Source organism: Chitinophaga oryzae (assembly GCF_012516375.2).
Lineage (GTDB): Bacteria > Bacteroidota > Bacteroidia > Chitinophagales > Chitinophagaceae > Chitinophaga > Chitinophaga oryzae.
In genome coordinates, this window is the sequence record NZ_CP051204.2 from 7,670,445 (window position 1) to 7,685,734 (window position 15,290).

11 protein-coding genes are annotated in these 15,290 nt (G+C 52.1%); 4 read left to right on the forward strand and 7 right to left on the reverse strand.

Features of this window, described 5'->3' with window-relative positions; all coding sequences use genetic code 11:
- Positions 1–109 precede the first annotated feature (109 nt).
- Positions 110–1,702, forward strand: coding sequence for an FMN-binding glutamate synthase family protein (locus HF324_RS30415; protein WP_168861539.1), 1,593 nt, complete (start codon positions 110–112; stop codon positions 1,700–1,702).
- Between the two features lie 27 nt (positions 1,703–1,729).
- On the opposite strand, the gene HF324_RS30420 is transcribed toward HF324_RS30415, so the two are convergent.
- The 7 genes from HF324_RS30420 to HF324_RS30450 form a co-directional block, all read right to left on the reverse strand.
- Positions 1,730–2,485: an amidohydrolase family protein gene (locus HF324_RS30420; RefSeq protein ID WP_168807275.1), complete on the reverse strand. Its 756-nt coding sequence runs from the start codon at positions 2,483–2,485 to the stop codon at positions 1,730–1,732.
- A gap of 169 nt (positions 2,486–2,654) precedes the next feature.
- Positions 2,655–3,380 carry a 6-phosphogluconolactonase gene (pgl, locus tag HF324_RS30425; protein ID WP_168807277.1) on the reverse strand — a complete coding sequence of 242 codons (726 nt, stop codon included), beginning with the start codon at positions 3,378–3,380 and terminating at the stop codon, positions 2,655–2,657.
- Positions 3,381–3,504: 124 nt separating this feature from the next.
- Complete coding sequence (gene zwf / locus HF324_RS30430; RefSeq protein ID WP_168807280.1) at positions 3,505–5,010, reverse strand: glucose-6-phosphate dehydrogenase; 1,506 nt, start codon at positions 5,008–5,010, stop codon at positions 3,505–3,507.
- 24 nt (positions 5,011–5,034) lie between these two features.
- Complete coding sequence (gnd, locus tag HF324_RS30435; protein WP_168861540.1) at positions 5,035–6,456, reverse strand: NADP-dependent phosphogluconate dehydrogenase; 1,422 nt, start codon at positions 6,454–6,456, stop codon at positions 5,035–5,037.
- A 162-nt stretch (positions 6,457–6,618) separates the two neighbouring features.
- A complete protein-coding gene (locus HF324_RS30440; RefSeq protein WP_168807284.1) occupies positions 6,619–9,198 on the reverse strand; it encodes a phosphoenolpyruvate carboxylase in 2,580 nt (859 codons plus the stop codon).
- A 350-nt stretch (positions 9,199–9,548) separates the two neighbouring features.
- On the reverse strand, positions 9,549–10,391 hold the full coding sequence (locus tag HF324_RS30445) for an energy transducer TonB (RefSeq protein WP_168861541.1): 843 nt from the start codon (positions 10,389–10,391) through the stop codon (positions 9,549–9,551).
- A 364-nt stretch (positions 10,392–10,755) separates the two neighbouring features.
- Positions 10,756–11,631 (reverse strand): hypothetical protein, encoded by an 876-nt coding sequence (locus HF324_RS30450; RefSeq protein ID WP_168861542.1) that lies wholly within the window; start codon positions 11,629–11,631, stop codon positions 10,756–10,758.
- A gap of 599 nt (positions 11,632–12,230) precedes the next feature.
- On the opposite strand from HF324_RS30450, the gene HF324_RS30455 reads away from it, so the two are divergent.
- The 3 genes from HF324_RS30455 to HF324_RS30465 all read left to right on the forward strand — a co-directional run bounded on the left by HF324_RS30455 (position 12,231) and on the right by HF324_RS30465 (position 15,183).
- Positions 12,231–13,061, forward strand: coding sequence for a YitT family protein (locus HF324_RS30455; RefSeq protein WP_168807290.1), 831 nt, complete (start codon positions 12,231–12,233; stop codon positions 13,059–13,061).
- 115 nt (positions 13,062–13,176) lie between these two features.
- Positions 13,177–14,298, forward strand: coding sequence for an acyltransferase family protein (locus tag HF324_RS30460; RefSeq protein ID WP_168807292.1), 1,122 nt, complete (start codon positions 13,177–13,179; stop codon positions 14,296–14,298).
- 99 nt (positions 14,299–14,397) lie between these two features.
- Positions 14,398–15,183, forward strand: coding sequence for an SDR family oxidoreductase (locus tag HF324_RS30465; protein ID WP_168807294.1), 786 nt, complete (start codon positions 14,398–14,400; stop codon positions 15,181–15,183).
- Positions 15,184–15,290 lie beyond the last annotated feature (107 nt).

The following is a 15,290-nucleotide window of genomic DNA, read 5'->3' on the forward strand; positions in this document are numbered from 1 at the left end:
TACAGGCAACAATAAGCGCTGCGTTATTGTTAATCGATTGCAGCATACCGGGCTTCACCTGTGATTATTTTCTTTAACTTTAGTAACCTAACGATTAAACGATTTATATATGGCAAAAGCGTTTATTGGATGTTCGATTGCAAGTTTGTTCCTGATCATTGGTCTTGGCTTATTTTTCCCCTGGGTTTACTGGCTGCTTATTCTTGTCTTGCCCATCATCATTATGGGGGTGATGGACATGATGCAGACCAGGCATGCGATCATCCGCAACTATCCTGTCTTCGGGCGGATGCGTTACTGGATGGAGGCGCTGCGGCCCAAGATCTACCAGTATTTTGTGGAAAGTGATATCGACGGCAGCCCGGTGAACCGGGTAGACCGGTCCACTATTTATCAGCGGGCCAAGCGTGAACTGGACTCACAGCCATTCGGCACACAGTTCAACGTATACGCAGAAGGGTATGAATGGATGGCCCACTCTATACAGCCCCACGATTTTGAGACGATGAACAAGGACCCGCGGGTGATCATCGGGGGCCGCGATTGCCTGCAGCCTTATTCCGCCAGCATCTTCAATGTGAGCGCTATGAGTTATGGATCGCTCAGTTCCAATGCTGTAGAGGCGTTGAATGGCGGCGCCAGGATCGGCAACTTCGCACACAATACCGGCGAGGGTGGCATCAGCGATTTCCACCTGAAGCAGGGCGGCGATATTATCTGGCAGATTGGCACCGGCTATTTCGGCTGCCGCGATGACGACGGTAATTTCTCCGACAAACTGTTCGCCGAAAAAAGTGTGCTGCCACAGATCAAGATGATAGAGCTGAAACTCTCGCAGGGCGCCAAGCCCGGCCACGGCGGGATCCTGCCGGCGGCTAAAAACACCCCGGAGATTGCGGCTATCCGTCACGTAAAACCTCATACGACAGTATACTCTCCCCCTTACCATAAAGCTTTCGATAGTCCGCGCGAGATGATGCTTTTCATCAAAAGACTGCGTGACCTGAGCAACGGCAAACCTGTAGGCTTCAAACTGTGTATCGGCCAGCAAAAAGAATTCTATGCTATCTGTAAAGCGATGATGGAGGCAGATATCTACCCCGATTTCATTACGGTAGATGGTGGTGAAGGTGGTACCGGCGCAGCGCCGCCAGAGTTCTCCAATTCTGTGGGCATGCCGCTGATGGACGGACTGGCCTTCGTACATGATACGCTGACCGGCTTCAATATCCGTCACCATATAAAAATCATCGCTTCCGGTAAGGTACTGACAGGCTTCCACTTATTGCGCGCACTGGCGCTGGGCGCAGACACCTGCAACAGCGCCCGGGCCATGATGATGGCCCTTGGCTGCATACAGGCCCTGCTGTGCAATACCAACCGCTGTCCTACCGGCGTGGCTACGCAGGACAAATGGCTGGCTGCCGGCCTGGTGGTGGCAGACAAAAAACAACGGGTAGCCAACTATCACCGCGACACTATCGAGAGCGCGGTGGAGCTGACTGCCGCTATCGGTCTTCCTGAACCGCATAAGATCACCCGCCGGCATATATTCCGCCGGGTATTCATGAACCAGATCCGCACGTTTGAAGATATCTATCCCAGCACGCCACAGGGCTTCCTGCTCGACGGACAGATGCCGGGCCACCTGAAGGAAATACTGGACACGGTGAAAACAGACAGCTGGAACTTCGGGATATAACGTGTATCAACACGCCCATCAGGACATTTATCCATGATACAGGGCGCGGGCGTTATCGCAACAAATTTTTTCTGCCAGCGACAGCGGGAAGTTTTTAGTGATGAGTTCCAGGTCTGCCAGTGCGAAAGGCTTTGGGGCCCTGGTAGATGGCAGGTCTGTACCAAATACCAACGCAGCCGGATTGATGGCGGTGATTTGCCGCATGGCGGTCACCACATCGAAATCGCAGCGGCTAAAACCGGTAGCCTTAACGATCGCGCCCTTTTCCACCAGCGGTAGCAGGTGCTTAAAGCCTGCTTTCGACAAGCCCAGATGATCGATCACGATCTTAGGCAGCTTATGCAGGGTGGTGGAAATGCCGGGCAGTTGCCTGGAATCGACATACAGCTCCACATGCCATTTAACAAGGTCGTATACCCTTTTGCCCAGCAGCTCCAGGTACCGGATGCTTTCTGAGCCGCCCCGCTGTATGTTAAAGCGTACCGCACGTACGCCTGCGTGGTGCAGGGCAAGAATTTCCTCATCGGTGGTATTGGCAGGGATCTGCGTAACACCCGCGAAACCGGGTCCCAGTGCGTTCAGGGCTGCCAACAGATACTGCTGGTCAAAACCCTGGAAAGAGCCGGACACTACTGCGCCACCGGTTACATTCAGGTGAAGCGCTGCCACTTTTTCGCGGTAATCAGCTACGGTAAAGGCAGGGGGGACGTATCCGCTGTTGGGGATCAAGGGATACCTGGGGTCAATAATATGCAGATGTGCATCAAAAAACTGTGATAACATGATTACTCCTGATTCGCCTGATGCGTTTGTTTATAGTTACATAAAGTAACGCTTAATTACGTAATTAAAAATAATTTGTTTGGTGCTATATATAACGCCCTCCAACTCAAAATTATTTTTCAAGCAGCAGCCGAATCAGGAGAATCAGTAATAATCCTGTTTATCACAGTTACAGTTCCATGGCGGAGGCAGCGGCCTCGTCCACGAACCAGTGCAGCTCACCGTCTTGCGGGCGGATCAGCTGGGAAGGAAATTTATCGGCATCGAAGGTACCTTCTATCACACTTTTCAGGGTGAGGGCTTTATTGGCGCCAGTGGTCAGGAACAGGACGCAGGCGGCATCATTCACCACCGGGGCGGTGAGCGTGATACGGTACATGTCCTGTGCCGGCAGGAAGAACGCTTTTACCCAGGCCTCTTCTTCATGTACTACCGGCATACCGGGGAAGAGGGAAAGCGTATGTCCGTCGTCGCCCATACCCAGTAACACGAGGTCAAAGGTCAGCTCTTCATCCTTGAAATATTTACGCAGTATCTGTTCGTATTCCGCAGCAGATTGCTCGGGGCCGATGTCGGTACGCATGACATGGATATTTTCCGGGATGACCGGTACTTTGTCCAGCAGCACATCAAAGGCCATGCGGGCGTTGTTACGTTCATCTTCAAAGGGTACAGCACGTTCGTCGCCCCAGAAGAAGTGTATTTTTTCCCACGGAATAATTTCGGCATAAGGGGGTTTTGCCAGCAGCGAGTATAACTGTTTGGGAGTACTGCCGCCGGACAGCACGAAGGTGAACTTCTCCTGGTCCTGCAGCACTTCCTGTATATAATTGCTGATCCAGGCAGCCACGTTTTCACTAAGCTGGGCGGGATCTTTGGCGATGTGTAATTCCATAAACTCTGGAATTACGAATTACGGATTACCAATTACGAATAGAGGGTTCACTTATGGGAAGGTTACTAAGTAACTGTCCGAAAACGGGTCCACGATTCGTAATTCGTAATTCATAATTCGTAATTTATTTAGAAGGTAAGTTAATCCATGTATGTCCGTCTCTGGCGATGAGCGCATCTGCATCATCCGGTCCCCAGGAATCCGGGGAATAGTTCGGAAAGTCTTGCGGAGTGCGGTTTTCCCATGTTTCGAGGATGGGCATGATCACTTTCCAGGCAGCATCCACCTGGTCGCCGCGCATGAAGAGGGTGGCATCCCCTTCCATGACGTCGAGCAGCAGTGTTTCGTAGGCTTCCGGTGCATGTTCTCCGTTGGCATCTTCATAATTGAAGGTCATGTCTACGGGGTCCAGCGTCATCGTCTGTCCTGCGCGTTTGGCCTGGAAGCGGATACGGATATCCATTTCAGGCTGGATGCTGATGGTGAGCCTGTTGGGGCGCCATGTCTGGGCAGCTTCCTGCGGGAAAGCATAATGGGGCGCTTCCTTGAACTGCAGGATGATATTGGTCGCTTTCTGGTTCAGGTATTTACCGGTACGTACGTAGATGGGCACGCCCTGCCAGCGCCAGTTATCGATATAGAATTTTACCGCAGCGTAGGTTTCCACGTTGGATTTGGGGTCTACCCCTTTTTCTTCGCGGTAGCCGACTACTTTTTCGCCTTTTTTCCAGCCGGAAGAGTATTGGCCGCGTACGGCGTATTCATGCACTTTATCCGGCGTAATGCGGCGGATGGCGTTGAGCACATCCACTTTTTTGTTACGGATTTCGTTGGCGTCGAAAGAAACGGGAGGTTCCATACCGATCATGCAGAGGACCTGCAGGATATGGTTCTGCACCATGTCGCGCAGGGCGCCGGCTCTTTCGTAGTAACCGCCGCGGCCTTCGAGGCCTACGCTTTCGGCTGCCGTGATCTGGATATTTTCGATGAAGTTGCGGTTCCATACCGGCTCAAAGAGCGCGTTGGCAAAGCGGAAGGCCAGGATGTTCTGGATGGTTTCCTTGCCGAGGTAGTGGTCTATGCGGAAAATCTGTTCTTCGGTGAATTTAGCGGCCAGCAGCTCGTTCAGTTCATGGGCGCTCTGCAGGTCGTGGCCGAATGGTTTTTCCACCACGATGCGGGTGCAGTGTTTATCGCTGCAGAGGTTGAGATTACCGAGGCGGGTGGCGATATTGGGCACCAGTTGCGGCGCTACCGCCAGGTAAAAGATCACATTGGGATGTACGCCCCACTCCTCTTCTTTCTGCTTCACAAAGTCGGTCAGTTTAGCGTAGGCGGCGGCGTCTTCCGCGTCCATCTGGAGGTAGGACACATGTTGACTGAAATCTTTCCAGTGGCCGTTCTGCTCACCTTTTCTGCGGGAGAATTTGGTGATACCGTCCAGCAGGTGGGTGCGGTAATCTTCATCGGAGTATGGGCTGCGACCCAGTCCGGCAATGGCGAACTGCTCGGGCATCCAATCGTCCAGGAAAAGATTGTATAACGCAGGTGTTAGTTTTCGGTAGTTTAAATCGCCGCTGCCGCCGAAAATAAAGACGATGGAAGCAGGGGGGCGTTTATGGCTTTGCATATATTAAATTAAAAATGAACTTTATTAGTTGTTACGCTGCCATTCGGTGTGGAAGGTACCCGGCATGTCTGTCCGCTGGTACGTATGTGCACCGAAATAGTCCCGTTGGGCCTGGATCAGGTTGGTCGCCATTCTGCCTGTGCGGAAAGCGTCGAAGTAAGACAGGGCGGACATGAAGCCGGCGGCCTGTATACCTGCCTGGGCTGCCTGGGCCACTACGCTGCGGGTGTTGGCTTCCACGGACTGTACGAGGTAAGCGACGCCTTTGTCCAGCAGGATATTAGCCAGGTTGGCGTCTTGCTGGTAGGCCTGTGTGAACACTTCGAGGAGGGAAGAGCGGATGATGCAACCGCCTCTCCATACTTTCACCACTTCCGGCAGCGGTATTTCCATCTGCAGGTCGCGGGATGCTTCGTGGAGCATGGCCAGTCCCTGTGCATAGCTCAGGATGGTGGCGAAGTACAGGGCATCATGCACCTGTTTGATCCACATTTCCTGGCCGACATGGATAGTCTGGTCCGGCGCGGTGTACAGTTTTTCAGCTTCCACGCGCTGGTCTTTATACCCGGAGAGGGTACGCATGGCAACTGCCGTATCGATAACAGGTACTGCCACGGGCAGTTCCATCGCGTCCTGTGAAGTCCATTTACCGGTGCCTTTGGAGCCGGCTTTATCGGAGATCACGTCCAGCAGGCGGGCAGCGGTTTTATCATCGTTCTGTTTGAAGATGTCTGCAGTGATTTCCACGAGGAATGACTGCAATGCGCCGTTGTTCCAGCTGGCAAATACTTCATGCAGCTCGTCGTTATTGAGTCCTGCGCCTTTCTGCAACAGGGCGTAACTTTCACTGATCAGTTGCATAATGGCATATTCAATGCCGTTATGCACCATTTTCACATAGTGACCGGCGCCTTCTTTACCGAGGTAGGCCACGCAGGGAGTGTCCTTTACTTTGGCCGCGATAGCTTCCAGCATCGGTCTTACCTTGGCGTACGCGTCGAGATCGCCGCCCGGCATAATGCTGGGGCCTGTGCGGGCGCCCTGTTCCCCACCGGAAACGCCCATCCCCATAAAGTGGATGCCTTTTTCACGGAGGTACTGTACCCGGCGTAAAGTGTCTGTATAATGGGAGTTACCTCCGTCAATCACTACATCGCCCTGCTCCAGCAGCGGGATGAGGGATGCAATCACATCATCTACCGGCTGACCCGCAGGTACCAGCATCATCAGCTTCCGCGGACGTTCCAGCAGTTGTACCATTGTAGCCAGCTCTGCAACTCCTTTCACGGTTGTTCCGGGCGTAGCGGCAGATTCCAGCGCGGCATTTTTTGCAGCGTCTTTATCAAAGCCGATCACGGAAAAGCCATGATCCGCCATGTTGAGTAACAGGTTCCGGCCCATTACCCCCAGGCCAATCATTCCAAAGTCATATAAGCTGTTTGCCATATTGAAGTGTAGTTATACTAATAGGAGATGTAAAAGTAGGGAACAATTACGAATTACAAATTACGAATTACGAATTGAGGGCTTCCTTTTAGAAAGGTTGCTTAATAACCGCTCTACAAAGAAGCCCTCAATTCGTAATTCGTAATCCGTAATTCGTAATTGCTAAGCGGAATTACGGCCGGCATTGATGATGCCGAAGGAGCAACGCATGATCAGTTTTTCATACGTTTCCCGGCCATGTCCGTTGTTGGGATCGGCGTCCAGCTCGCGCAGGCGGGTCAGCGCATATTGCTGGGTGGTGAGCAGCGGCAGCACGATCCTCTCCCGCATCTGGATAGACAATTGGTCAATCGGGCTGGCTTCCATCAGTTCTGACTCGCCGGTAAGACGGAGCAGGAATTTTTTGGTCAGTTCAAACTCATCATAAATCATCTGCCATACTTCTCCGTATTGCGGATGTTTGGCCAGGTAGGCCGTCAGCGGGAAATAGCTTTTCTTCATGGCCATCTCGCAGTTGTCCAGCAGGGTACGGAAGAACAGGGAGTGCTGGTACAGGTGTTCCAGTTCCGGCCATTTGCCCTGTTCGTCGAGATATTGGAGGGCGCTGCCTACGCCATAGTAACCGGGCACGTTCTGTTTCAGCTGGCTCCAGGCGCCCACGTAAGGCACGGCCCGCAGGTCGTTGAGATTGAGCTTTGCGTTGGCGTTACGTTTGCTCGGACGGCTGCCGATATTGGCTTCGGCGTAGTAGCGCAGCGGACTGGCGTGGTCCAGGTATTCCAGGAAATACGGATGGTTCTTCAGTTTGTTATAAGCGGCGTAACCGGCGTCGGCGAGCGACTGCAACAGGTCTTCCTCCGCCCTGGTGAGGGTTACCTCCCGGGAAGAGAACAACTCGTTGGTGATGCCGGCATGTACCAGCTGTTCCATATTGAACTGGGCGGCATCCACTGTACCGAAGTTGGAGCTGATGGTCTGCCCCTGTATGGTCTGCTGTATTTCCTGGTTGGCAATATTGCGGCCCATGGAAGCGTAGAACTGGTGTGTTTTTCCACCGCCACGTGCCGGGGGGCCTCCCCTGCCGTCGAAGAACACCACATCCACATCGTATTCTTTGGAGATGCGGGTCAGCTCTTCCTTGGCCTTGTAGATGCTCCAGTTGGCCATCAGGTAACCGCCGTCTTTGGTGCCGTCGGAGAAACCAAGCATGATGGTCTGTTTGCAGTCACGGCGGCGCAGGTGCTCACGGTACTCCGCATTTTCGTAGAGTGCTTTCATCACCTGGCCGGCATGGCGCAGGTCGTCGATGGTTTCAAACAGGGGCACTATGTCGATGGTCATGGATTCCCGCTGCCAGCCGCTGAGCAGGAACATGCCATACACTTCCATTACATTGAGTTCGCTGGTAGAGTGACTGATAATATAGCGGTGGCATCCTTCTTCGCCATTGGTTTCCTGTATCTGCTTAATGGCAGCCACCGTACGGAGGCTGTCCTGGTGCAGGGGATTCTCCAGCACCGCCGGGTCTATCGCCTTGCTGATACTGAGCAGTGCTTTGATTTTGGCGGCGGCGTCGAGGGAGGCGTAATCTTTCGGGAGTGCATCGGTTTTGTCAGCCACAGCATCGAGGAGGGCCACATGCACGGAGCTGTCCTGGCGGACGTCCAGCGAGGTGAAGTACAGCCCGAAAATTTCCACTTTACTGATCAGGTTATCCACCAGGTGCACAAACAGGCCGTTATGCTGCTCCACAATGGTTTTTCGTATATCCGCCAGCGTGTCCAGTATTTCCTGGCGGCTGATATCGGCTTTATGGCCGGCGGTAAAGAGGTTGCGCGACAGTTTGGCTTCCAGCGCGGCCACTACGTTTTCCACGCCTTTAAAGGTGAGGCGGCGTTTCAGGTTGCGTACCTCCCTGAAGTAGCAGCGCATAATGGATGCGCGGAGGGCGGCGGCCACTTCCACGGTGATGGCGGCATTCACGAAGGGGTTGCCGTCACGGTCGCCGCCGGGCCAGAAGCCCATGCGGATCACCGGGTTTTTACTGCTGACCGCCCCGGGGAACTGCGCTTTCAGGAAAGAAAGGATACGGCCGCCGGCGCGGTAGAATATATTTTCGAGGAACCATACCAGGCTGATGGCTTCATCATAGGGAGATGGTTTCTCTTTTTTAAAGAAAGGTGTTTTACCCAGCTGCTGGAGGTACATGTTCACCTCAGAGGTATTTTCCTCTACCAGCGCACGGGCCAGGTCGTTGATGATGCCCAGCACTTCACCGGGATAAAACTGGGTGGGATGGGCGGTGAGCACAAGGCGGACCGAAAAATGCTCCAGCTTTTCCTTCAGTTGGGCCTGTGCCTGCTCCTGGATGACCTCCGATTGCAGGTGACGCAGGGTACCGGCGCCTTCCAGGTCGCGGATATGGCGGAATGCGGCGTCTTCCAGGGCGTCGAACAGTACCACCTGTCTTTCTGCATACTGCACAAAGCGAAACAGCAGGTCTGTCCGCTGTTGCTCGTCCTTATAGGTAGTATACTGTTCAAAAAAAGAGTCCATAATGGTCTGGGGACTGTTCCCGCGGGCATATCCTTCCTCGCAGTGGAGGAGGAAAAGGGAAAGAAAGATGCCCGTCTTCTCTACCCGGTGAAAAGGCAAAGAAGTGAAGAGACTGTTATACAGCTGGAACTTTGTGCCAACAAGGTTCTTGAACTGCTGCAACGAGTTATTTACCGGCGCTTCCATACTAAAAATCCGTTTATAGTGCTGAAGAAGAGAACTAAGCGGCCGTTAAATTAATAATTATTTTGTTTAGTTGTTTATATATGAATTTCTTTATTTTTTGATTATTATTTGACATAAATCAAAAATGTTTGAATAATTTCTAATAAGAAAAACGAAAATCCCGGCCGCAAAATGCAGGCCGGGACACGCACAGGTATGAGAACAGCGGAAGGTAACTGATGTGTACGGACATGGCGGTACCGGTACAATCAGCGGATTGCAATTTTTTTTTGTCAGATTAAAAAAATGTTATGGAATTGGGTGAAGGGGAACGTATAGGTAATTCAGGCTAAATGGATGGCAGGCCGGTGCTATTGATTTTCTATCTGGAACCTGATGGGAAGGTTATAGAGCACTGTCACAGGCTTCCCGTTTTGTTTACCGGGCTTCCAGCCGGGCATCTTACGCACAACGCGCATTGCTTCTTCTTCCAGGCCGGCACCTTTTGCAGCGCCTACGGTTTTAACGTCAGAGATGGAGCCATCGCGACTTACGACAAATTGCACGAAGACAGTGCCGCCCACTCCATTTTCCTGTGCCATATGCGGATACATCAGATTTTTCTTCAGGTATTTGAATAACGCGGCCTCGCCACCGGGAAATTCCGGCATAATTTCCACGAAGGACAAAATCTCTTCCCGCTCCGGCGCCACCGGCATATCCACGACACCGGTAGTAGGTCCTTTCAAATCATCTAATCCCTCCGGACGGCCATTCGGATCACCTTCCCTGTTTTCAAAACCGATGGCGTTGTTGCCGATGTCACTGATGCGGGGAGGTTCTTCTTCCGGTCTTACGTCCCTGTCCGGCGCTACGACCAGGCTGGCGAAATCCACGGTGGGCGCGGCTGGCGGCGGAGCGGCTTGTACCGGCGGGGGCGGCGGCAAAACAGGGTCCGGCAACGGCTCATCCAGCGGATCGATCATGGCGGGTGTTTCAAGTACTACAGGCCGGTTCACTACATCATGCGCCATCAGTGTATTGTTTAACACATAACCACCCATCACTACCAACACAATAGAAGCGGTGCCCATAACGGCATTGCGCACACGCCGGTCGTACCGGTTACGTAATGCATAAGCCCCGTAGTCTTTGTTTCTTCCTTCGAAGAGGATGTCGAGGAAATCGTTCCCCGGGATTTTAGCTGATTCCATAGTAAATGTGTTTATGAATTAGATGTGGGGGTAAAATATTTTCCATAAGAAAAATGAAAATATTTTTCGGACTTGGGATGCCGTAAAAAAGAAGCCCCGGTGCGCGACCGGGACTTGCTGGCACTGGGAGCCTTACCTGAAAACAGATGGTTCCTTCTCGATAAATTAGGCTTTCCGAAATTCGTATATTAGTTCACGTTAGTATACGCCTTTTCTCATTAGTTTTTTCCTGATGATCAACAGGCGTTCTCATAGGACAAATAAAGTAGTGTCAGGTCCTCCGGCGGGCGAGGCGGTCATCCTGCAACACCCACCAGTATTGTTAAGGATAACGCCCCTTTACCGGAGTATATAGCTTCCGTTGTTATCTGCTGACAGTCGCCGCGGCCGGATGCGTTGCCAGGAAACCATAGCGGTGCAGCTGGCCCTGCCCGGTTGTCTGAATGTGTTGCACCCATGCCCAGATGACTGGCTTTTCTTTGTCCAGCGCCCGGTCGTAGCTTAAAACCACTTCCTCTATGGGAATACCTGCCGGGGGCGACGTTTCCAGCCGTTGGATCAACACGTCCAGGTCGGCGTAAAAGTCTTCTGTATCTTCCAGTTGACCGTTTCCGTTCAGGTCGAGTGGTATAACGGCAATGTTGTGTACGGGTTTGCGGTTACGCAGGTCATAAATAAATCCCGGGTTGTTAAACGAGATGGCCGAGGAATCTTCCTGTACGGCTTTCAGCAGTTGCTGGTCATCTCCCGGCACCTGTTTTCCTTTGATATCTTCAAAGGCGGCGCCGTAGAAGGCGGCGAAGGTCACCGGTGCACAGGATTTCTCCCGGCGGTTATATACTATTGCTTTTCCCGGGGCGTTTTCCGGTCCTTCATTTTTAAAATACAGTGTGCGCAGGTCTTCTACAGTCAGCGGCTTCGCCGCATATCCGCTGCGGGCGTTGGCCACCGGCAGCAGGGCATACCGGGCGACCGGCGTATATTGAAACTGTTCTTTCTTATGCTGTACCCGCTGAGCGGTGAAGTGTACCGCAGCGTGAGCGGCGGCAGGGTCCCTGGGCGATACCAGCCGGAACACAGCGCCCGGATGGGCTTGCCGGAACTGGTCTATCCATTCCTGTACAAGCGGGAACGTAAACCGTGTGCCCGTTACTGTTATAGTATCTGAAGACTGCCGGGCGTTGGCTGGTAAGGAAAGTATCCATGCAGCCGCCAGCAGGAAGTATCCGAAAGTTTTCATAGCAAGCGATTTTGGAGGTGATATGCCGGGAAGGCGCGGGTAGGTATGATACTGAAAAATTTACCACCAATAAATTTGCAGCATACCGTCCCCGCAAGCCTGACCAGGCATTCTATTTACAGCTTACAGAACGCAAGATGATTGGTCAACAGCTACAACATTCTTGCAGCACGATCATGTGATGGAAACAGGTATGATAACCCTTTGAAAGATGCAACGTTTGGGAACGCAGTCCACAGTCCTGAGTATGCCGATTCATGGTGTATTGTTTTACACTTGTTCAATTAATGGCGGCTGCTCTTTGCTGGTGGTTCAAAGGATGCCGGGAGTATTGCCTTGTTCTCCCTGTATTGGTTGTAAACTATTAGTCTACTGAATTGATAGACAAATATACATCGAGTTTTAATAATTCCAAATTTTTTCTCGCCAGGGCACAAAGTTTTTTTTTGTCTGATTAAGAGCGCAGAGGAGCGAGGAACATGTTTGGCCGAAATTGTGTTCATAACATGATCTGGCGGGAGATCTCCGCTCCTTTGCGCGCTTAAATTATATACCGGCGCTTTGCGTCTCTGCGTGCGTAAATAATCTATTTTTGCCTTATGAAATCACATGTGAAGAATATCCTGCTGCTGATCATTGGCGCACTGATATTTGCTGTAGGTATCAACTACCTCGCTATCCCCAATAAACTCTCTGAAGGCGGGGTTATCGGTATTACCATCGTTACCTATTATTACCTTGGCTGGTCGCCCGGCATCACCAACCTGGTCATTAACGTGTTCCTGATTATTGCAGGATACCGGCTATTGGACCGGCGGGTAATGTTATATACCATCCTGGGCATTATTTTCTGTTCCCTGTTCCTCTACCTGACGGAAAACACGCTTACGCCGGTGACCTCCAACACCTTGCTGGCGGCCATTTTTGCCGGCCTGCTGGTAGGCATTGGCATCGGGCTGGTGTTCCTCTCGGGCGGCACCACCGGCGGATCGGCCATTGTAGCCCGGATGTGCCAGAAATACCTCGGCTGGTCGCTCGGCAATGCCATGTTAATATTCGATATCGTGGTGATTGCGGCATCGGCCTTTATCATTGGCCTGGAAAAGACCCTGTATACTTTTATTGCCGTTTACATCGGCGCACGGACAGTGGATTATATCGTAGACGGTCTCAATACCAAAAGGGCGATCACCATTATCTCCCAGCATACCCCCCAGATTGCACAAAAGATCACCGGAGAGATGCAACGCGGCGCCACCGTGCTGCATGGCCATGGCGCTTACACCGGCGACAGAAAAGAAGTATTGTATGTGGTTATCGGCAAACAGGAGCTGATGCGCCTCAAAGAACTGGTGCAGGAGGCTGACCCTGAAGCATTTGTAGTGATACATGAAGTGCATGAAGTATTAGGTAAAGGGTTCTCCAAATAAAACTTTCCAGCCGTTCATTTTCTCCGGTTATTTGGTTTTTGGAAAAGAGATGTCTATATTGTAGACACTCAAACGCATTCCTTACCATCTTGTCAACCAAATAACCCGGGGAAAAATGACTCAAAGCTCCCAACGCTTTTTACCGCTGGACGTGTTCCGCGGCATGACTGTTTGTTTCATGATTATTGTCAATACCGGCGGCACAGGAGGTACCTACTGGCCGCTGGACCATGCCCCCTGGCATGGTTGGACGCCCACCGACCTGGTATTTCCTTCCTTTCTTTTTGCCGTCGGTAACGCCATGAGCTTCAGCATGAGGAAATACGAACAGCTGGGCAACGCAGCTGTGCTAGGCAAAATCTTCAAGCGCACCTTCCTTATCTTTCTGCTGGGATACCTCATGTACTGGTTTCCCTTCGTAGAGCATACCGATGCCGGCCTGGCCTTCAAACCATTCAGCGACACCCGTATACTGGGGGTATTACAGCGCATCGCGCTCTGCTATGGTATTGCTTCGCTACTGATACATTACCTGCCTAAAAAAGGAGTATGGGCTGTCAGCGCCCTGTTTCTTTTCGGCTACTGGGCCATCCTCTGGTTTTGCGGCACACCCGGCGACCAATATGGTATCCACGGCAACGCAGGACTGGCGCTGGATAAGCTGGTAATGGGCGAAAATCATCTTTATCACGGAGAAGGATTCGCCTTCGACCCGGAAGGGATACTGAGCACTTTCCCGGCTGTAGTCAATGTAGTGGCGGGCTATTACACCGGCCTTTTCGTACAGCAGAAAGGACGCACGCAACAAGGGCTGCTGCGCATGGCCGCCGCCGGCATACTCCTGATCGTACTGGCTTATGCCTGGAACACCGTTTTCCCGATCAATAAAAAACTGTGGACCAGCTCCTATGTATTACTCACGGTAGGCATCGACCTGCTCTTGTTATCCTTCCTGATACAACTGATTGACATGGCAGGCTTCACCAAAGGCACCGGCTTCTTCACCGTCTTCGGTAAAAATCCGTTGTTCCTCTACCTGTTGTCCGAAGTGCTCGCTATCCTGTTCCATTTCTTCCAGGTGGGCGGCACCTCCTTGTATCGCTGGATCAACGACCAGTTTTTCCAGCCCCTGTCTCCCGGCAAATTCGGGTCCCTGCTGTTTTCGCTGGCATTTATGCTGCTCTGCTGGATAGTGGGCTACCTCCTCGACAAACGAAAAATCTACGTCCGCGTATAAACCGTTTGATCATTTTTATTCAGTTATTTTTTTATTTGGGTATTTTGATAGTGGGAAAACCTCCTGAATATCAAAATACCCAAATAAAAAAATAACTCAATGAATATCTCCTTACAAGGCAAGACCGCACTGGTATGCGGCAGCTCACAAGGCATCGGCCTGGCTACTGCCATCGAACTGGCCGCGCTGGGGGCCACCTGCATTCTCACCGCCCGCAATGAAGAAAAGCTGAAAACCGCTGTCGCTCAGCTGGCGGCCGATGCCGGACAGGCCCACCGTTATATCGTATCCGATTTTTCTGACCTGGCAGAAGTGACCGACCTGGCCGCCGACCTGGCCCTCGAAGGACCGGTGCATATTCTGGTCAACAATACCGGCGGCCCTGCAGCAGGCCCTGTCCTGCAAGCTCCGGCCAACGCTTTTGCAGCTGCTTTCTCCCAGCACGTGCTCTGTAACCAGGTACTGGCGCAGGCGTTGGTACCCGGTATGATCTCCGCCGGTTACGGCCGCATCATCAATATTATTTCCACCTCTGTAAAAGCACCGCTGAAAAATCTCGGCGTATCCAACACTACCCGCTGGGCAGTGGCTGCATGGGCCAAAACGCTGGCCAATGAACTGGCTCAGCACGGTATAACGGTCAACAATGTACTCCCTGGCTCCACGCTCACCGACCGGCTGGAGAAATTATTTAATGCCACCGCTGCCGCAAGGAACGTCTCCCCGGAAACGATAGCAGAAGAATGGCGGGACGAGATTCCGATGAAGCGCTTCGGCGAAGCGCATGAAATAGCGGCCATGGCCGCTTTCCTCGCCTCTCCTGCTGCTTCCTACGTTACCGGCACCAGCATAGCCGTGGATGGCGGGAAAACACCGGTATCCTGAATTTCCGGTCAACCAATACCTGTATTTTACTGTTATACATGAATATACCTGCAAATAGTTTCGCAGGAAAGTAAACGTATTTATTCCGCGTTATATCGGCGGATCGC